Genomic DNA, 21,527 nt, shown 5'->3' on the forward strand with positions numbered 1-21,527 from the left:
AAAATGTACATATGTCTTCTTTATTAGAAAAAACAGATAATTTTGTTTCAGAGCTCTTTGAAAATGAGCTTCCGAACTCCTGTATTTACCATAATTACGATCACACCAAAAGAGTATTTAAAAGTACAAAAGAAATTATTGATAACACAAATTTATCTGATGAAGATAAAGAAGTTTTATTATTAACTGCTTTATTACATGATACTGGGTATTCTAAGAGTTCTGACAACCATGAAGAGCACAGTGTTGAAATTGCAAAAGATTTTTTATCTCAGCAAAATGTCTCTCAAAAGATCATTGACAAAGTTTCTAAACAAATTATGGCTACCAAAATGGAACATCAACCTACTGATCTAATGGAAGAGATCATTAGAGATGCTGATGCCTCCCACTTTGCCAAAGATTATTATGGTGAAACAAGTGAGTTATTGAGACGAGAGTTTAAATTAAATTCTGTCAAAGATTTAACCACTTCAGAATGGCTTAAAGCTAATATTGATTTATTTCAGAATAAACATCACTATTATACAGATTATGCCATTTCAAAATGGAAACCAAAAAAAGAAGAGAATCTTCATAAGATGATTGAAGAGCAGGCAAGAATAAAAAAGGAGAAAAAGAAAGAAAAAGAAAAATTAAAAAACATATTAAAGGAAGAAAGTCCAGAAAAAGGTATACAGACTCTTTTTAGGGTTACTTTAAGAAATCATCTAAAACTAAGTGATATTGCTGATACCAAAGCCAATATTTTACTTTCTGTAAATGCTATTATTATGTCTCTGGCTCTGTCAAATCTCATTCCAAAACTTGACAACCCATCAAACCAATATCTTATTTATCCGACTTTAGTTTTTCTTATATTCACTATTGCCTCTATAGTTTTATCTGTATTAGCTACCAGACCCAATGTTACCAGCGGTGAATTTACCCGCAAAGAAATAAAAGAAAAGAAAGTCAATCTATTATTCTTTGGAAATTTTCATAAAATGCCATTGAATGAATATAAATGGGCTATGACAGAATTAATGGGAGATAAAGATTATATCTATGATACCATGATAAAAGATCTTTATTTTCTAGGAAAAGTATTACACAAAAAATATAAAATACTACGAATAACATATACCGTATTCATGATAGGAATAGTTACTTCAGTAATTTCTTTTGTCCTGGCATTTAACACGTTACAATAAGTACAAAAAAAAGAGCTTTAATTAAGCTCTTTCATTAAATCTTCATACGTATAATATTCTTTGTCTTTTTCATTTTTATGATAAAGAATATTGACTCTAAGTGCTTTTAAACCAGTAACTCCCTGAAGATCATCTAATTCAACAATCTCTATTTCTTCTTCAAGATAGTTCTTAGATTGCAAAAAGTTAATATACTTAATATACTCACGTTCATCAGAACGTTGAGAATATATAATTACGAGTTTACCCTTCTCTGTAACACGTTGATCAGTACCTTTTATTTTTGACTTATCAACACGTTTCTTAACTACCTCATATCTTGCATTATATGTCCCATCTACATCAAATCGTTTTTCATCCATTCTAAATCTCACGGATAATGAAGTGTTAAAAACAAGAACCATTGAAGCAACATCCAATGCAACAGGTAAATCTTTTTGCATTTGATAATAAGCATTTTCCATCTCACACATAATCTGCAATTGCCATAACCTTAGATTATAGAGATACACCTTATTAAAACTATCCTGTTTGGTTATTGATTCTCCAATGTACATGTTATGTTCAACCCCATCAGACTTGAAACGTTCGAAATAATGAGGGTACATTCCCTGAGCTTCATCTTGTTTTTGATCTAATAAAGCCGCCATTTTTTTATTGATAAGCATTACTGACTCATCATATGCCTTTCGATGCCTATAAACCGTCTTAATACTAACATCAAGGATTTCTTCATATTCATCTATAAGAGTATCGAGTTCGGCATTCTTCTTTTTAAGATGCTTAAACAACGGAGTAATCTCTTTCTTAATAAAATTAAGAATATTTTGTTCGCTATCTACTTGTAATTGCTCTGTTATTGCCGTTACATAACGATTTGTTCTGTATGCTAGTTGCTCATATATTGGTAATGGATCTGATTCAATTATTTTATTAATGATTTTAGCTATACCCTTTAGCTGTAACACCAAATCTTTTTGTATTGCTTCATTACGAGCATCTGAAGAGCCTTTTATATCTATTTGTCCATATAATGGATATACATTTTCAAAAACTACTTCTCTGAACGAAACTGGATTTTCATCCACCATAGCTCTCATAAATCGTTTCGCTTCTCTCTTAAATTTCCAATGCACACTTGGATGTATGGATGTACATTCTTGCTGAATGATTAACTCTAGCTCATTCTCTGATTTTGCTTTTGAACGTAAAACAGAATCTACAAGATATGGCATAACATCCTGCAATTTGTTTGCATTAATGCTATTGAGTTCGTGGACATTTGGAGAAACAATCTCTAAAATCCCCAATAAATTACCATCACTTTTAATTGGAGCAAGAATTGCGCTATTAATACCTTGTGCCACCAGATTTTTATACATTATTTCATCTGGAGTTGATTTCTGATATCTTTTTACATCAGAAATTGCAAAATATGTAGATTCTTCAAAAAGATAATGATACGTCCCTTTACACAAAGCCGTTTCACAACAATCTGTATATCTATCATACAAAATGTAACTATCTATATTTTTAAAAGGCACACGTTCTAGTACCTGGTCTTCTGGATTATAGTTCGAAAAACCAACTTTGATCTCTCGAAGATTAAATATCGCTCTAAAAATATCCTGAAAACTACCTACAAAATCTCCTTGAGTTTTATCATACTTTATTAAGCTAGTTTTAAAATCGGATAAAGAAACATCTGTAGTAACATCAAACATGTTTGCAATGATAATCCCCTTAAAAATCCAACTATGAGGAGGGAATTTTTCTTTCCAAATATCTATGTTATCAAAATTATCTAACAATTCGGCTACATCTGCATCTGTAATTTCTTTTGCTTTATCAGTTTTAATGATATCGATAAAATCACCATTATACATAATTCTATAATTCCTCATTACACCGAAAGCATCAGGAATATCATAAAAGAAAGGTCTTCTAAAATCTATATTATAGTTATAATAGTGTCCAAGAATAATACTACATCCCATTATATAATAGTGATCCTCATTCAAATTCTTGATTTGAGGTTCAAAATTTTCTCCTGCAGCTTTTACAATATTTTGATAGCGTGAAGTAGACTTTAATACTTTATTATGAAATGGAATTGTAGCAATTTTAATTTCATTTTGCTGTAATATATCAGGAAAAGAATCTTCTAGAACCAAATGAATAGGTTCTAATAACTCATATACTCGTTTTTCTTCTTTGATCCCATTATCTAATTCAGGATACTGCTCTGCAATCTTTAAAATACGCGCAGCTCTATCCTTGATAATTTCATTATCACTTTTCAGTAATTCTTTATATTGTTCAAAAAATTTCGAAAAGCTAATCCAAATATCTAATGGAAAATCATGCTCTAACCCCGTCATGTTTGCTCTTTTATTCTAGGATACAAAGGTAATACAAACCAAATTGTATCACTAGTTATTAACAATTAATTAAACTATATTTTTTTAACTTAAAAAAAACTTCTATTTAACATTTAAGACGATTGAATTATTAAAATTTGGACATTGATTTAATCCTTATATCCAAAATATTAACAAACATTATACCATAATAGACGAACTACTATAGTATTTTGTTACACAAAATATAAGATTTTTATCCGAGTTTTGCACATTATTGGTAAAAGTATCTTAACAATTCTTCTATATGCAACGTTAATTTTTGGAGTATGTAATGAGGATTCTTTATTTTTACAACCAATAAATCTAATTGCCATGAAATGAGTATATCAATAATTAATTACTATTTTTAATAATGAAATTGATTAATTCTTAATATACTGATTCCCAAATATGCCAATTTTTTTGTCATATCAAAAAAATAAAAAAACGAAAAAATGAAAAGAATTGCACTTCTGGTTACAACACTTTTACTTGTAGCTTGTCAAAAAGATCAAAAAGGATATTCTATTACTGCTGACACCGAAGGTTTTGAAGAAGGAACCATGGTATATGTAAATGCTGTGAGTCAATCTAGAAGGCCAATAATTATAGATTCTACAACTATACAAAATCAAAAGTTTCAGATTAAATTACCTGCCCCAGAAAGTAATGATTTTAATTATTTAACATTTAAAGATCTAAGAGGAAATGTTCTCTTTTTGGCAGAAAACAACCCTATAGAAATGACTATCTATAAAGATAGTATGAGATCTTCTATCGTTAAAGGAGGAACAGAAAACGAACTCTTCTTTTCATATGCCAAGACTGTTAAAAAATATGGGGAAGAAAAATTAAAACTTAGTAATGAATATCAAATTGCTACTAAACTAGGAGAAACAAATAAAGCTATAAAAATAGCTGCAAAAAGGGAGGAATTAGTCGAAGCAGAAAAACAATTTAGAAAAGATCTAGCGAATAATAATTCGAGTTCTCTTGTATCAATAATGGCTTTAACTGACCTTTTAAACCTTAAAATTGTTTCTGCAAAAGAAGCTAAAGAACAATTTAACTCTATTGCTGACACCTTAAAAACTAGTCGATTAGGCAAAAACCTTAATCAACTTATTGCTAATGCAATGGCTGTATCCATGCAAAAAAGAATAGATATTGGCAGTACTGCCGAGGATTTTTCTGCTCCTACTCCAGAAGGTAAAATGTTATCCTTAAAACAGTCAATGGGTAAAATCACAATTATTGATTTTTGGGCTTCATGGTGTAAACCATGCAGAATGGAAAATCCTAACGTAGTAAATGTGTATAAAAAATATCACGATAAAGGACTTAATATAATTAGCGTTTCGTTAGATAAAAAACAAGAAGCATGGACCAAGGCTATTTCTGATGATAATTTAGATTGGAATCATGTTTCTAATCTACAATTCTGGCAAGAACCTATTGCACAGGCTTATGGAGTACGATCTATCCCAGCTACTTTTATTCTTGATGAAAAAGGAAATGTAATTGCTAAGAATTTAAGAGGACCTGCATTAGAGGAAAAAATTTCAGAATTGCTTGCTCAGCAATCTCTATAAAATATAAACATAATATCATAAAAAAGGCAACCAATCTAACATAGAGTTGCCTTTTTTTAATGTTATAACTTCCCCATTCTTTGTAAAACAAAAAGAATGATAATTGGTATCGCTAGTAAACCAATCATGAACAGGTTTTCTTGAAACAACCACGGAGCCAGTATCAAAGTAATAATATATCCTCCTACTGCACCTCCAAAATGAGCATCATGTCCTATATTTCCGACTTTATTTTTCATCCCAAAAATAGAATATAATAAATATCCAATTCCAAATATATAAGCAGGAATAGGAATTGGAATAAACATCAAATACAAACTCATGTCTGGTCTGAATAAAATCCCTGCATATATTATACCAGATACAGCTCCACTTGCACCGACAGCGCTATAGTAGTATTCGTCTTTATGAAAAAATAATGAAAATAAATTTCCAACTAACAAGCTTCCAAAATAAACGATTAAAAACTTAATATTACCTAAAAACCCAATTACCGTTGGAGCAAAAAAGTAAAGTGTAAACATATTAAAAAACAAATGCATCATATCGACATGTAAAAATCCAGATGTTAGCATTCGTATCTGCTCTCCTCTACGTATTCCACCAATATTGAATTTATACTTTTCAAAAAAAGAAAAATCATTAAATCCCTTTAATGACATCAGTATATTAGCTCCAATAATTATGATAACAATAAGATCAAGTTTCTCCATTAACTAAAATTTTTATTCAAAGATACATATATTTTTACCTCAAGAAATCTAAAACAATTGTACTTTCTAATTAGCAAAAGTTTATGAAAAAAAAAGAAGGATGTTTTTATATTTGTACCCTTTAATTTAGGGGTTTAATGCAATTGTTAGTTTATCGTTTGGTCTATCCAATCCTATGGGTAATCTCAAAGTTACCTTGGCGTCTATTATATATCCTATCTACCGGAATATATGTACTCATGTATCATATTGTTGGATATAGAAGAAAAGTAGTTTCTACAAATTTAGCTCTCGCTTTTCCTGAAAAATCGGACAAAGAAATTAAACAGGTATGTAAAAAATTTTATAAACATATGTGCGATATGTTTATGGAAATGATAAAAAGCTTATCTATATCCAAAGAAGAAATGACTAAACGTTTTACGATAATTGATCAACATACATTCAAAGAATTACAAGCCAAAAACAAAAGTATTATTGTACTTATGGGGCATTATGCCAGTTATGAATGGGCCATTGCTGCCCAATTTGTAATGGATTTTCCCATTGTTGGAGTATATAAAAAGATTAAAAACAAGTATTTTGATCAGCTAGCACATCGTATTAGAGGAAAATTCAATACAAGACTAATAGATAACCACAATGTGATTAAAGAGATCACCAGAGATAAAGTACATGGAAGACTCTGCGCTTATGGGCTATTATCAGATCAATCTCCAAAATTAAAAAATGCTTTGTATTGGACTGATTTTATGAATATTAAAGTTCCTGTAATTACCGGAGGAGAAGTTTTATCCAAAAGATTGGATATGCCTGTGACTTATCTAAAAGTAGAAAAAATAAAACGTGGGTATTATCAAGCTAAATTCATAACCATTACAGATGATCCAAAGAATTGTGATGATCATTATATTACAAAAAAATATCTGCAATTATTAGAGCAACAAATAAGGGAGAAACCAGAATATTACCTCTGGACTCACAGACGATGGAAACATAGAAATGCAAAACTTCCTAAAGGTGCTCAAGTAGACTAAATAACAAACAAACATAACCAGCTGACTAACAACACTTTTAGTTCTTCTTATTTTATTTAGTTTTTTTATTTTTAACAGATGAGTTTGGTAAAATACTTTTATTTTCGCAAACCAAACCCCATCTATCTATGCAATTATTAATTTATAAGCTAGTCTATCCTGGTTTATGGCTAATTTCAAAATTACCATGGAAATTGTTTTATGCTTTTTCTACTAGTATTTTTTTTATCATTTATTATATTATTGGATATAGGAAAAGAACAGTTACAGAAAACTTAATATTGGTTTTTCCTGAAAAGGCTGAAAAAGAAATCAAAAAGATTAGAAAAGAGTTCTATAAGCATATGTGTGATATGTTTTTAGAAATGATCAAATCTATTTCTATTTCTAATCAAGAAATGATGGAACGCTTTAAAGTCACTAATCTGGAAAAGATACAGAACCTAGAAGCTAAAGGACAAAACATTATGGTTTTTATGGCTCATTATGCTAGTTATGAATGGGCAAATGTAATAGATATACAAACAAATTTTCAAGCGGTTGGTATATACAAACCTATAGGGAATATATATTTTGACAGATTAGTCCGTAGAATACGTGCTCGTTTTGGTTCTCGTGTTGTTACAAACAAAAATGCTATGAGAGAAATTACCGAGGACCAAACCAAAGATGGTTTATATATGTATGGATTAGCAGCAGATCAATCGCCCAAATTACATAAAGCCATGTATTGGACTAATTTTATGGGTATAAAAGTACCTACCTTCTTAGGTGCCGAAGTGTTATCAAAACGCTTAGGAATAAACACTTACTATTTACAAGTAGAAAAAATTAAAAGGGGGTATTATGAAGCTACATTTGTTTCAATAACTGAAGATCCTAAAAACTGTGAAGATTATTCTATTGTAAAAAAATACTTAAGACTTCTCGAAAAACAAATTACCAATAACCCTCAGTATTATTTGTGGTCCCATAAGAGATGGAAGCATAGAAATGCATTGGCTCCAGAGGGCGCAACAATAGATTAAACACATCTGTAAACTATATCTAATAAATAAGCTTATATTGTAAGCTTTTAACCATCCATATGCAATTACTAATATATAGCCTGGTTTATCCAATTATACTAGGGATTTCAAAACTACCATGGCGATTATTTTATGCTTTTTCCACTGGTATTTATTTTATTATTTATTATATCGTACGATATAGGAGAAAGACAGTAACAGAAAACCTACAATTGGTTTTTCCAGAAAAGTCCAAAGAGGAAATTTTTAGTATTCGTAAAAAATTCTATAAACATATGTGTGATATGTTTTTAGAAATGACAAAATCGCTCTCTATTTCTCGTGAAGAACTTATAAAACGGTATAAAGTAACTAACCTTGATGAGTTTCATGAGTTTGAAAAGAAAAACAAAAGTATAATTGCCCTGATGGGGCATTACGGAAGTTTTGAATGGTCAAATGCAATAGATTTAGTATCTATTAATCCATGTGTTGGTATTTATAAACAGATTGAAAACAAATATTTTGACAGATTGGCACACCGTATCCGCGGACGTTTTAATTCAAGGCTTATTGCTAGTCATAAGGTCGCAAGACAAATTATAAAAGATAAACAAGAAGATACTGTATGTGCTTATGGAATGATCTCTGATCAATCTCCAAAAATTGGAAATGCAAAGTATTGGACGAATTTCATGGGAGTAAAAGTTCCTATATTTTTAGGTGGTGAGTTTTTAGCACAGCGACTTGATGTAATTGTTCTATACTTACATGTAGAAAAAGTGAAACGAGGGCATTATGAAGTTCGATTTATACCTATCTCAGAAAATAGTAAAACTGAAGAGAAATATCACGTTACTAAAGAATATCTAAGATTATTAGAAGGTCAGATACGAGAAAAACCTCAATATTATTTATGGACTCATAAACGTTGGAAACATAGAAATACTCCAATTCCTGAAGGTGCAGTTGTGGATTAATTTGATGTATTTCTATAGCGTATTTGTAATCTATGGCCTTAAATCGATATACTTAAATATTCTTCAGAAATTGAACTTATTATTATATAACGTAAATGACTATTATTTTATACAGTAAAATAAGTAAAGAATTTCAAGATGAATGTTTTGAAACTCATATAAATACTATACCTGAAAAACTAAAAAATAAGATTAATTCATTTAGAAGATGGCAGGATAAGCAGACCTCTTTACTAGGATTATTACTTTTACGACATGGGATTTCCAGGTTTTCAGACTCTCAGGATGATCCTCTACATCTTTTGAAATACAATTCATATGGCAAACCATTTTTGGATATTGATCTAGATTTTAATATTTCGCATTCTGGAGATTTTACTTTTTGTATCATCAGCAATGATAATAAAGTAGGTATTGATATCGAAAAAATTAGGGATATTGATGTAACTATATTAAAGTCACAGATGACCGTTACAGAATGGGAAAATATAGTAAAAGCAGATCCCGTAAAAGATTGTGCTTTTAAATACTGGACACAAAAAGAAGCAGTGGTCAAAGCTATAGGAAAAGGACTTAGTATTGCACTATCTTCCTTTGCAATTGTAAATGATAAAGCTACAATTAACTCAGACACCTGGCACGTTTATCCTCTTCCAATAAACATTGATGGCTATAGTAGCCACATAGCAATTAATAAAGAATTATCACCTATAGAATTACCTTGTGAGTTTGTGAATTTTTATAAAAGCTAACCCAATTTTATAACTCCATTTGTTTTTTTATTATTCCTAAAAGCTATACTTTAATCGGGCTTGAATTCTATTGTTATCCTCATAATTACCAAAAAATGTTTTTCTTTTACCATTAAAGAAATCTCCTATCAAACTAAGGTTAAGACCACTACTTAAATCATATTGTAATTCTGTTTGTACATATGTATTATCTACTTTGATATCATGAGTCGCCTCAATTATAAATTTTGCAGAATTACTAATTTCATATTCTGCTCTTCCAACAAAAGACTCTTGAAAAATATTATTAAGATTAGTATTCGGAACATCTTCTCCACTTTCAATAATCTGATGAACCCATTGTAAAATAATAAATAAGTTATTTTCTCCTATTACGCTTCCAAAAGTCCTATCTAACCCCACTACATATTGATAAAAAGAATCGTCAATAAAAGGATTAGTTCCTTTATGATCTTCTGTTCTAAAATATCCAACTTCACCTCGTAAACCATAGTTACCAATTATAGTAGAAAAGTCTGCACCAAACACTTGCAATTTTTTAATTTTTGGAGTAATCAAAACATTGGTAACTCCGTCTTGACCCAGTATAAACTCCTGATATAAAGAAGGCAAATCATCGAATCCATTGAAGTAACTTACCGAAAAATCCCACCCTTTAAATGTTGTACTTACTTTAAAAGCAAACTGAGCACTTCGAATATCTTTTTCGGGTTCATCAAAATCTTGTAGTTCAAATAATGCAGGTACTATTTCACCTGTTGGAAGAATTGCTTGTTGAGGAAAATCAACAAACCACCTCGAGTTCGTTGCAGGAATAATACTAGATTGAAAAACAGGAATAAATACACCGTGTATTGTAATATCATCAATATAATATTTAGACAATATAGAATATACTCCAATACGTTCATCATCTGTATCAATAATATCAGAATAGTCTATGGGGTTTAAATTATTGGTAGGGTTAATCCCATCTGCCTCGCCCCATGTAATTATTTGTTTTCCTATTCTTATATCCATAGTATTCATATAGATATCAATGTAAGCTTCATCTAAAAACACTCGTCTTCGATCAGGATCTGCTATATCATCACGGATTTCAACACCACCAAAAAAATGATAATTTTTAATAGCCTTGCTTTCTACTTCTAGTTGTAAAATCCCTTGATTTCTCGAATTGATTTTCTCTTCTTCAATATCATTATTCTCAAAATAACTAATGTGATCTAACTCTATAAAACCACCTATTTGGTATTTTTTTTCCTTTTGAGCTTGCAATGATGCCATACAAGCTATAATCATTAATACAAGACTGAAATATTTCTTTTTAGAAAAAAACTCAAATGTACTTTTTTTTATATCGTGTTTACGTTGTATATAATTCAAGGTTATAGTCAATTATAAATTAAAGAATTCTTTTTTTCACAAAAGAGATTACTTTTGTCAGGGTAATATTTAATTAAGAATAAGTATCCGATTAAAATACATGATGATTAAAACACAAATCAATCATTAATAGACCATCATCACCTCTTCAAAAGGACACTTATTCTATTACTTTTTAGGTTATTTTAATACTATACTTTCATAAGATTATTAATTAAGGTTAAACATTCTACTTTGTTATTCGTAAGAGTATTCTTTCTCTAAATTTCGTTTAGAAAAAATATCGGTTTCCACTCCTGTATTTATTTGAAAATCAGCAAATTTTAAAATAGTTTTATGATTTGTTTTATGATTATTCATAGTAATTACATAAGCTCTTGATTTTTCGCTATTAGCCACTTTTTTTACATCAGAGGTCGTTAATGTTTTTATATGCACTTTATTTTTATTGTAAAAGTTTATTTTGGCAATTACAAAATCAGATTTTCTTACATATATTTCTCTTTTTGAATATCCAGTTTCTTTGATTTTTGATGTTGAAATCGGTATTGCTTCTACCAAGAAACAATTTTGTCCATCTATAGTTTCCTCTTTGATAATAGTATATTTAAAATCTTCAAGATCCTCTGTTCCCATATCTTCATAAGTAAAATCAGATCCAACAAAATTATCGGTTTGATTACTGGATGAAATTCTTCTGGTTTTACCTAAAGCAGGTAAATACAACCATTGATCATCATCACGATCAGAATACTCTATCGCCAAAAAAGAAGTTCCTTTGACATCAGAAGGTGATGTAAATCTTATAATTGATGATCGATTTCTTGTCTCATCACTTTTTATAACCTGATTTATAGTCCTAGCTCTTGTTTTTCCTTTTTTATTTACCAATGTCATGGTAATATCTATTTTCTCATCATCTGCAAAAACTTGTCTTTCATTTTTGGTCATCACCTCTAAGCCAGTTTGTGCAGATAGCATCGAAATATTAAAAGAAAACACGGCTAGAATTACTGATATTCTTACTATTTTAAAAGTTCTCATTGTTTTAAGTTTTATAAAGTTTTAATTAGATTCTTCAGATAAAGCCATTGTCTTTTTTATAACTTTCTGAGGTGTTTCTTCTTTGATTGCTTCTATGTTTTTTTCTTCTTGTTGCCCCTTTTGTTGAAACAATGATTTTGGTTTAAAAATTCCTAAAAGTGAAGGAAACAATACCAATGACCCAAATGCTACTGTTATCATTGTCAATGATATTAACCATCCGAAATATTGTATTGGCAGAAACCCTGAAAAAACGAATACGATGAAACCAAGAATATTAGAAACTACATCATAAATTATGGCTTTCCCAGAAGTTAAAATAGTGGTTTCTGTTGCCCTTTCTAAATTAGAATCTATCATCATTTCTTCTTTAAATCGTAATAGATAATGAATTGCAAAATCGATCCCGATTCCGATTCCGATTGCAGTTATTATAGCGGTACCTGTTTCTAGTCGAATCCCCAGAAACCCCATAAAACCAAAGGTTAATATGCTTGATACGGTAAGAGGAACAATACTTAAAAATCCCAGTGACATGGATCTTAAAACAATCATACAAAAGATCAAAACGATTAAAATAGCCAGAAAAATATTTTGGATTTTTCCATTTACTATATATCGTATTTGCGCCAGCCAAAACATTACTTCTCCTCCAAATTCTATATTAGCTTCACCTTTAAAATTTTCATTTACATAAGTCTCAAAAGTTTTATACAATTGTATATGTTCTTCTTGTTCAGAGGTAGTCAAGAAGAGTTTTACTTTTGCTCTCTGATAATCATAATCGATAAGATCTCCAAAATCCCCAGGGTCACCAGACATGGAGTATAACAATAGATACTGTGCTATTGTGTTTTTTGAATCAGGAATGGTGTTATACCTTGGATCTGCATCGTTCATCTGCAGATTCATTCGTTTTATAATATCTGAGAATGAACTACTATATCCAATTCCTGGTTGAGATTCTGCGAATTTTTGAAAACCAGCAATCTTTTTTAAGAATTCAGGATCTTTTATCATATTGGCTTCTTTGGCCTCTATCATGATATCCATGGTACGTACTCCTCCTAATTTGTCATTAAATTTCTCGAATGTAGAACGTAAGACATGTTCTTTTGGGAAATACTTCACAAAGTCGTTTCCTACTCTAATCTTGCTTATTCCAATACCCGAAATAACAAATAAGAGTAATGTACCGATCAAAATTCTTACTCTATATTTTAATGATACTTTGGCAACCCATAATAAAAACTTATTAAGAAGAGCTTCTCTATTTTTTCTGGTTTTCTTCTCTCCTTTCTTCTTTGATAATGATAAAATTGCAGGAATAAGTAATATAGATACCAACAAGGTAGAGATGATACCTAAAGAAGTAATGATTCCAAATTCTTGTATCGATGTTACTTTAAAAATAATTAAAGTAGCTGATCCAATAGCCGAGGTTATCCCTGTCATTAAAACTGCAGGACCAATCTTTTTTACAGTTTCTCTAGCGGCCGCTTTTCTATTCTCACTAGTCAGAATTTCTTCATAATATCGATGAAGAACATGAATACCATAAGAACTCGATATGGCAATCATAAGCATTGGAAGTACCGAAGACACAACAGTTATAGGAAAACCGATATGCCCCATTAATCCCATTGTCCAAATAATACTTAAAATAACAACCACAAAAGGTAGTATTACTCCTTTTGCCGAGCGAAATGAAATAAAATATCCTATCAATACTAATAGCAGTCCTAATGGTAAAAGAAGATTAACATCATCTTGAATACCTGTATCAATTTCATGAGAATTTATTGGTGCTCCTGCTAGATAAAATTTCTCATCTCCTTCATACTTTTTAATGATTTCAGAAATTTGATTATACACTATCGTTTGGTCATAATCCTCATTGAGATTAGCAATAATGGATGTAAATTTAGCATCCTTAGATACTAAACGTCCAATTACTAACTCATTAGAAAACACCTCTTTTCTCAATTCCCATATCTCTTGTTTACTTGCTGGAACTTCTTCCATCAAAGGACCAACATCTAATCCCCAATCCTTACCTTGTATATTATTGATTGTGGATAAACTTGTAATTTCATCTCCGATAACACCTTCAACAGTTTCTATTTCTTTAGAGATATTTATAATCTTATTAAGTGTTTTTTTATTAAAGATATTTTCAGTTTCTATACCTACGATTAAAACATCTTTTTTACCAAAAACTTCTTCCAGGTAATCATTTGTTTTTACAATAGGATCATCTTTTGGAAGTTCTGAATCCTGATTATTTTTGGTTTTAAGTTTAGTTACTCCTGTTCCTAAAAGAATAGTAGTGACCAAAAGTGCAATAAGAACCAACCATGGTCTCTTATATATAATATTGGCTATAAATTTCATTTTGAAAGATTATAATTGGTTAGGGGATTTAATAATTTAGACACTCATCATACTTTGAGAGATCAACTTGTTAAGATTAGTTCCATCTTTTTTCATGACTTTCTCAGTAGCTTTTTTTATAATCATCAGCGGAATTAGTCCAAAGTATTTTCCTGGATCCATTTCAAAATACCAGTCAAACTTTGTTGCTTTACCATTTTTAATAGATTCAAAACTTTGCTGCCCTTTCATAGGAAAAGCTCCTTCGACACTTTTATAATTTCTAAGATGAAATGCTTCGGTGCTAATTTGCATAACGAAGGTTTCTTTTCTACCTAAGAAATCATATTGTAACCTTAGTTGATCATCAACCATTTGCTCAACTTTTTTTACAGAAGAAACCCAGCTGACTTCATTTACGGGATCATTGACGAATTCATAAACATCTTTGATGTTATGATCTAAATAAAATGTTTGTTTAATAGATATCATAATGTTGTTTTAGTTTTAGGTCGACCTTATTTAAATATGTATAATTGGTTTATGGAAACTTATCAGAAAGTATTCATATGGTTACATAATACGTTCATTAGAATTAGCCAAAACTTGCGAAACATACTCTCTGACAAGTCCATAAAATGAAATGTGATATATAAATTTTAATAGTTCTGCTATATCAATACAGCACTTTCAACCTTGTTATATTCTGTGAATATTTGTTGTAAAGTTCCTGCTAATACTGTTGCATTAGGTTGGTACATCATTGTACTATGATTACCGGGTACATCATACACTTTTAAATCTTTAATATTACAACGATCCCACCCTAGATTAATTCCTATTTGCTCTATAAGAGGCTCTTGTACAGCTCTTAATAAGTTAATCTTACCATTATAGGGTTTTGCTTCATATAGAGATAATGCTGTACCATTGGATATATACACATCAAGATATCTTCTCATCTGATCCTTATTGATGTCATCAGTAACAATATGACCTTTCTTTGCCCGCTCTATTACCATGTCAAACATTTTATCTACAGATTCACATGCTCGAAGTTCTTCTGGGTTAATAGTAAGTGTTTTTCCGTAAGGTATTGCCAAATCTCTGGCAAACCAGGATAATAAAATAGCATCATCAAACTCTTCTGAATCATCATATAAAGGAGATCTGGTATCTAATAGTGTCACTGTAGCGACTTCCTCTCCTTGATCTTTTAATTGATGTGCGATTTCTGTAGCGATTAAACCACCAAAACAATATCCAACCAAATGAAAAGGTCCTTCTTTCTGTATCGATTTAATGTTCTTTATGTAATCTGTAGCGATATCTTCTACCGTGATATGCGGAGTTCCATCCTCATATAAATAAGGAACCTGAAGTCCATAAATACTATATGAATCTTTTATTGATTCTACCATCGAAGAATAACAAAACACATTTCCGCCAATAGGATGAATACAAAATATAGGTTCTTGAGCAGAAGTTCCTTTTTGTAATTGAACTACAGGGGAACCTTTAGAAATTTCTTTTTTATCTCTTATTATTTCTCCTAATTTTTCTATTGTAGGGTATTGAAACAATACTGAAATTGCTAAACTATCACCAAAAATCAATTTAATATCACTCATTATACTTACAGCAAGCATAGAATGTCCTCCCAAATGAAAGAAATCATCTTTTACTCCAATTGGAGAGATTTTTAGTGTTCTCTCCCATATCTTTTGCAGCTCTAATTCGACTACATCTCTTGGAAGTACCAATTCTGTTTCTTCTCTTTTATATTCGGGTACAGGAAGTTTCTGATAATCAATTTTTCCATTGTTTGTTAAAGCGAACTCTTTCATTTCAATAAAAATTGAAGGAATCATATAATCAGGGAGCTTGTCTAATAAATAATTTCTTAGTTTTTTATCGATAGCTTCCCCTTCTTCCTCTAAAATATAGTATGCAACAATGCGTATATCATCATCTTGCATAATCCTGGTGGTCACGACTGCATTTTTAACTTCAGGATGAGAAACTAATAATGTTTGTATTTCGCCAAGTTCAATTCTAAATCCTCTTATTTTAACTTGTGCATCTGCTCTACCTACATATTTTAGATCTCCATTTTTATATAGCTGAGCCAAATCCCCGCTTTTATATAATCGAGCTTTAGGATCACTACTAAAAGGGTCTTTAATAAACCGTTCTGATGTAAGTTCTGGACGATGTAGATACTGTACCGCCAAACCTTCTCCTCCAACATAAATCTCTCCAGTCACACCATATGGTACAGGTTTAAGTTCACTATCTAATAAGTAAATTTTCATATCAGGAATAGGTTCCCCAATCATACTTTTTGATGATAATAAATCATCTTTAGTTATTTCTCTATATGTAGTATGTACCGTTGTTTCTGTAATCCCATACATATTAATGAGTTGAGGTTTACTATCTCCATGATAATCCATCCAAGGTTTTAAAGTGGGAATATCCAGAGCTTCTCCTCCAAATACCACGTATGATAGTGCTAATTCTTTTGATTCATTGACAGAAACCTCATAATCAATAAGTTGTTTAAATGCAGAAGGTGTTTGATTTAATACAGTAACCTTATGATTAGCTAATAAATTATAAAATGATTCTGGAGTTCTGCTCTCTTCATAAGAAACGACTACAAGTTTGGCTCCATATAAAAGAGCTCCCCAAATTTCCCACACACTAAAATCAAAGGCATAAGAATGAAACAAACTCCAAACATCATTCTCATTAAATCTATACCAATGATCCGTAGCAGAAAATAATCTTAATACATTGTGATGTGTATTTAATACTCCTTTAGGTTTTCCTGTCGAACCAGAAGTATAAATTACATATGCTAATTCATCTTTTTGAGTTATTAGATTAAGGTTTTCTTTTGAATTGGTTTCAATTACCCTCCAATCGGTTTCTAAGTCAACTATTTCGATTTGCTCTCCTAATGTGGTTAATTTCTCTTTTCCATGAGTTATAACTATTGGTGTTTTTGCATCATCAATAATTAGTTCTAGTCGTTCTTTAGGATTTGTAGGGTCTAAGGGGACATATGCTCCTCCAGATTTTAAAATCCCCATTATTCCTATGAGTACTTCGATAGATCTATCAACGCACAAACCAATTAAAGTTCCTTTTTCTGCACCTAAGCTTCTTAAATGATGTGCTAGCGCGTTTGCTTTTTTATTAAGCTCATCATAAGTTATTTCTTTGTCCTCAAAAACGGCTGCTGTGGCATTTGGATTTCTGGCAACCATAGTTTCAAAACCTTCATGTAAGGTGGCAAAATCAGGAGTTTTTTGTGGCTTTTCTTTCCATATGTTTAAAATTTCTTGTTGTTCTTCTTCCAACATTATTGGTAGTTTTGCAACAGATGATTTTGGATTTTCAACTATTGCATACAATAGATTTTTAAAATGTTTAATAACCTGAATCACCGTCTCACTATTTAACAAGTCGGTATTATATTTAAACAATCCTTGTAATTCTTCATTGACTACATTACCCATTTCGAGGCTAATTTCGAACTGTCCTTCTTGTTGATCTACATCAAATAATTGTATATCTAATAACGAATTCTCTTCATTTGCCCCTAAAGACGCCATAACATCATCTAGAACAGGTAATTTTTCCCATGCAAATGCTGTTTGTATCAAAGGTGATCTTCCTGGATCTCTATCCGGAAGCAATTCTTTTACAAGTTCTGAAAAAGGATATTCCTGATGTTTCATTCCATCAATGACATCTTTACGAATATCTTTTACAAAATCAGAAAAACTAGATGATATGTCTAAAGAAGAACGCAATACAATTGTATTCACAAAATTTCCAATGATGTTTCGAGTTTCCTTTTTGTTTCTTCCCGCAACAGGTACACCAATTAAGATATCATCTTGATTAGAATAACGTTGTAAAAGGATTCTATACGTAGCCAAAAGCAACATATATAAGGTAACCCCTTCTTGTTTAGCTAACTCAGCAAGTTGAAAACTTAACTCTTTATCTAAAGCAAAACGTTCTATATTTCCTGAATATGTTAATAGTTTTGGTCTTACTTTATCAATGGGAAAATCTAATACTGGTAATTCTCCTGATAGTTTTTCTTTCCAATATTGTAATAATGTATCTCCTTTATCAGAAAACAAAAGTGTTTTTTGATCATTTACATGATTTCTAAAATTTGTCGTAATAGTTTTTAATTGAGGTGTATCATTAGTACATAATGCAGTATATACCAATCGTAATTCATTAAGCAATATTGCCAGTCCCCATAAATCCATGGCAATATGATGAGCTGTTACAACCAAAATATAATCTTGGTTAGCTTGATGGTATATATTGGCACGGATTAATCTATCAGTACTTAGATTAAATGGTTTTTTAGTATCTTGATCAATACGACTCATTGTTTCTTCTATACCAGAAACACTTCTATCTATCTGAATATCAAAGTTTTTATCAATATTTTTTTCGAAATTCTGATAAGGTTTACCATCAACTATCTCAAATGTTGTATTTAAAACATCATGACGTTCTATCAAAAAATCGAAGGTCTTTTTAAGAACTTCTATATCTAATTCTCCTTTTATTTCTCCTCCAAAAACAACATTATAGGCTGAAATATCGGGGTCCAATTGTTGAAGAAACCATAAGCCTTCTTGTTCTTTTGATAGCGGATGTAATTGAAGATTATTTTGATCTGTGTTAAAATCAGTTTTCATTATTTTTTTTAGGTTTTAAGAATATTGCAAGCATTAAAAGTTGGTAAAAAAATGAGCAATAATGCATTTGTCTGTCTTCTCGAATTTTATAATTCGCTTTGTTTTTTTACATTTTGTCTTTAAGAAATAACATAATGTCGTGAATTGTAGGATAATCCCATAAGGTAGTAGAAGGTAATTCTACATTTAATTTTTCTTCGATATCCCCAGAAATCATGATGGCACTCATAGAATCTAAACCATAAAGAACTAATTCTTCATGTATAGAAATCTTCTCGCTATCCATACTTAAATGTTCTGCTACTCTATTGATTAACCAATTTTCCATTTCAGTTATAGAAGCACTTTTTGCAGCTACTTCTATTGCTCCAGTTTTTTCAGACATATATTTGATTTTTAATTAATTTGAAAGTTGAAAAGGCGTTATCGAAAATAATTTGCCTTCGGTATGTAATGTCAATAAATGTTTTGCCGTATTCTCTAGATATTCCTTATCCAGTTCTTTTTTATAAATAGTAAAAGAATCCAGAGTTCGTTGCAGTGAAAGCACAAGCCATTCTCCTTTAGAAAAATACTCCCCTAACTCTTCCTGATTATAGACCCACATAAATACAGAGGTTGCTGCTGTATGCAATTTGCAATAGCTTTGAGCCAGATCAAAATATTCGGTTTCAAGATTATGTCCTGATTCTACAACAGGTAATTTATCTACTTTATTCTCAAGATCCATTAAATTACTAATAAGGTCTATTGTTAAATTAAGTATTTCGGATAATGTTTTAGGAGAAACACTATTCTTTCCTTTTAGATTACCAAGCTTGGATAGAGCAAACTCTATTCCTTGTAAAACAATGTTGTTTCCTTTACTAAAAAGATCAAGTTTGTTATAGTCAATATCGCTAACCTCTTTATTCAAAGAAAATATATTTTCTAAAGTTTTTTCTAGTTCTATACCTGTGCTTTTAGCTCTTTTTTTTGCCAGAAATTTAAGTTGAAGAGAGAGAGAATGTTTGTTAATAATTGTACTACCATCAAATAGGCTTATGATAGAATTATCTCTCATCATTTTTTGGAAAACACCATGATCATGATCATCTCTAAAATAAAATCTTGACCCTAGGATAACAGACAACTCATGTATGCTTTGTTCTACTTTTTGAGGAATGTAATTTTTGACAATTGCAGACCAAACACTAAATTGAGAAGTAATCTCATGTAACCCTCTCGAGGAAGCTATTGCAAGGCAATCACAGCTTATAATATCGATGAAAATTTTTGCCAGGGTGTGTCTTGAATGCTGTATATCAAAAACAGTTTTTCCATACAATTGTCTTTTTAAAACAAAGTTTAGTGTTGTTCTAAGAGCAGTATCTACAGCTCCCAAAGATAAACCTGCACATAATGTCCTGGTTATCTGAAATCCTTTTAAAGTAATTTCGAGGCCGGCTCCTTCTTTTCCTACGAGCATGTTTTTTGATAGTACTGCTTTATTAAAAACAATTCCACTTATATCACATCCTTTTATCCCCAAAGTATTAATTTTGGGCTGATAAGCATATGTATCGGGTGATAATTTCTCTTTATCTACCATTAAAATGGATAGGCTTCGGGAATCTTTTTTATCATTAGTTTTTGCTAAAACACATAAAATATCAGATAATGTAGCTTTATTAATAGGCCATTTTTCTCCGGTTAATAAATAATTGGTATTATCATCAGTTTTTACTGCACATACTCCATTTGCATTGAGATCACTACCATGTGATCTCTCTGTCACTGCTAAACAAGCAGATCTGCTATTTCTAATTTCTTTTGCCAATTCCTGCTTTTGCTCTTCTGATCCAGCAATCCAAACTGGTAATGCACCTAAAAGTGTATGAGCATCGGTTATAGAAATCGATAAATCTCTTCTGGAAATTGATCTTGTTAAAAAAAGTAATTCTTCAAATGATTTTAATTTTCCGCCAAGCTGTTCTGGAATATAATATTCATTATACCTCCATTTATGCAGTTCTTCAATTTCCTGATAAGGAAAAATTTCATTTTCATCAAGCGCAGCTGATTTTTTAAATGATACTACTGATGATTCATCAAATGGGCTTTTCAGAAATTCTTCAAGTTCCTCTACAGCAACAAGTCTATCAAAGATTGTTGGCCTTTGTATTTTTATTATATCTACAGACATATAGTTTCTTAATTTGGTATGATGATTTATCAAAATGATAACGAGAATATCCATTAAGGTATAGATATACCTATCCTTACACGAATATTTCTGAATGCTAAAAAAATAAATTAACTTTTTCTAT

At 30.6% G+C, this 21,527-nt stretch carries 15 protein-coding genes; 6 read left to right on the forward strand and 9 right to left on the reverse strand.

Annotated features, from left to right (window positions below):
* Nucleotides 1–11 precede the first annotated feature (11 nt).
* The gene (locus PQF96_RS28010; protein ID WP_271770314.1) at nucleotides 12–1,193 is read left to right on the forward strand and encodes a Pycsar system effector family protein; all 1,182 of its coding nucleotides are present in this window, start codon (nucleotides 12–14) and stop codon (nucleotides 1,191–1,193) included.
* A gap of 17 nt (nucleotides 1,194–1,210) precedes the next feature.
* Here the strand turns inward: PQF96_RS28010 and PQF96_RS28015 are convergent, their stop codons facing one another.
* Nucleotides 1,211–3,574, reverse strand: a complete 2,364-nt coding sequence (locus tag PQF96_RS28015; protein ID WP_271770316.1) for a GAF domain-containing protein — start codon at nucleotides 3,572–3,574, stop codon at nucleotides 1,211–1,213.
* Nucleotides 3,575–4,050: 476 nt separating this feature from the next.
* On the opposite strand from PQF96_RS28015, the gene PQF96_RS28020 reads away from it, so the two are divergent.
* Complete coding sequence (locus PQF96_RS28020; protein WP_143916249.1) at nucleotides 4,051–5,187, forward strand: TlpA disulfide reductase family protein; 1,137 nt, start codon at nucleotides 4,051–4,053, stop codon at nucleotides 5,185–5,187.
* 62 nt (nucleotides 5,188–5,249) lie between these two features.
* Here the strand turns inward: PQF96_RS28020 and PQF96_RS28025 are convergent, their stop codons facing one another.
* The gene (locus PQF96_RS28025; protein ID WP_109435398.1) at nucleotides 5,250–5,900 is read right to left on the reverse strand and encodes a rhomboid family intramembrane serine protease; all 651 of its coding nucleotides are present in this window, start codon (nucleotides 5,898–5,900) and stop codon (nucleotides 5,250–5,252) included.
* Nucleotides 5,901–6,037: 137 nt separating this feature from the next.
* On the opposite strand from PQF96_RS28025, the gene PQF96_RS28030 reads away from it, so the two are divergent.
* The 4 genes from PQF96_RS28030 (at nucleotide 6,038) to PQF96_RS28045 (ending at nucleotide 9,676) form a co-directional block, all read left to right on the forward strand.
* On the forward strand, nucleotides 6,038–6,937 hold the full coding sequence (locus tag PQF96_RS28030; RefSeq protein ID WP_271770319.1) for a lysophospholipid acyltransferase family protein: 900 nt from the start codon (nucleotides 6,038–6,040) through the stop codon (nucleotides 6,935–6,937).
* 128 nt (nucleotides 6,938–7,065) lie between these two features.
* Nucleotides 7,066–7,965, forward strand: coding sequence for a lysophospholipid acyltransferase family protein (locus tag PQF96_RS28035; protein ID WP_271770321.1), 900 nt, complete (start codon nucleotides 7,066–7,068; stop codon nucleotides 7,963–7,965).
* A gap of 59 nt (nucleotides 7,966–8,024) precedes the next feature.
* Nucleotides 8,025–8,924 (forward strand): lysophospholipid acyltransferase family protein, encoded by a 900-nt coding sequence (locus PQF96_RS28040; protein WP_109435401.1) that lies wholly within the window; start codon nucleotides 8,025–8,027, stop codon nucleotides 8,922–8,924.
* A 95-nt stretch (nucleotides 8,925–9,019) separates the two neighbouring features.
* Nucleotides 9,020–9,676, forward strand: a complete 657-nt coding sequence (locus PQF96_RS28045) for a 4'-phosphopantetheinyl transferase family protein (RefSeq protein ID WP_271770324.1) — start codon at nucleotides 9,020–9,022, stop codon at nucleotides 9,674–9,676.
* 36 nt (nucleotides 9,677–9,712) lie between these two features.
* Here PQF96_RS28045 and PQF96_RS28050 read toward each other — a convergent pair whose 3' ends face one another.
* From PQF96_RS28050 to PQF96_RS28080, 7 genes are all read right to left on the reverse strand, one after another.
* Complete coding sequence (locus PQF96_RS28050) at nucleotides 9,713–10,963, reverse strand: DUF1302 family protein (protein ID WP_160114090.1); 1,251 nt, start codon at nucleotides 10,961–10,963, stop codon at nucleotides 9,713–9,715.
* Between the two features lie 336 nt (nucleotides 10,964–11,299).
* Nucleotides 11,300–12,106: an outer membrane lipoprotein-sorting protein gene (locus tag PQF96_RS28055; protein ID WP_143916256.1), complete on the reverse strand. Its 807-nt coding sequence runs from the start codon at nucleotides 12,104–12,106 to the stop codon at nucleotides 11,300–11,302.
* Nucleotides 12,107–12,127: 21 nt separating this feature from the next.
* On the reverse strand, nucleotides 12,128–14,500 hold the full coding sequence (locus PQF96_RS28060; protein ID WP_271770327.1) for an efflux RND transporter permease subunit: 2,373 nt from the start codon (nucleotides 14,498–14,500) through the stop codon (nucleotides 12,128–12,130).
* Nucleotides 14,501–14,536: 36 nt separating this feature from the next.
* Entirely contained in the window at nucleotides 14,537–14,971 is a 435-nt protein-coding gene (locus PQF96_RS28065; RefSeq protein ID WP_109435406.1) for an SRPBCC family protein, read from the reverse strand.
* A 179-nt stretch (nucleotides 14,972–15,150) separates the two neighbouring features.
* On the reverse strand, nucleotides 15,151–19,218 hold the full coding sequence (locus PQF96_RS28070) for a non-ribosomal peptide synthetase (protein WP_271770329.1): 4,068 nt from the start codon (nucleotides 19,216–19,218) through the stop codon (nucleotides 15,151–15,153).
* A gap of 106 nt (nucleotides 19,219–19,324) precedes the next feature.
* Nucleotides 19,325–19,603, reverse strand: a complete 279-nt coding sequence (locus tag PQF96_RS28075) for an acyl carrier protein (protein ID WP_109435408.1) — start codon at nucleotides 19,601–19,603, stop codon at nucleotides 19,325–19,327.
* Between the two features lie 15 nt (nucleotides 19,604–19,618).
* Nucleotides 19,619–21,403 (reverse strand): acyl-CoA dehydrogenase family protein, encoded by a 1,785-nt coding sequence (locus PQF96_RS28080; RefSeq protein ID WP_271770331.1) that lies wholly within the window; start codon nucleotides 21,401–21,403, stop codon nucleotides 19,619–19,621.
* Nucleotides 21,404–21,527: the final 124 nt, after the last annotated feature.

Origin of the sequence: Aquimarina algiphila, from assembly GCF_947494415.1 — a bacterium.
Classification (GTDB): Bacteria; Bacteroidota; Bacteroidia; order Flavobacteriales; family Flavobacteriaceae; genus Aquimarina; species Aquimarina algiphila.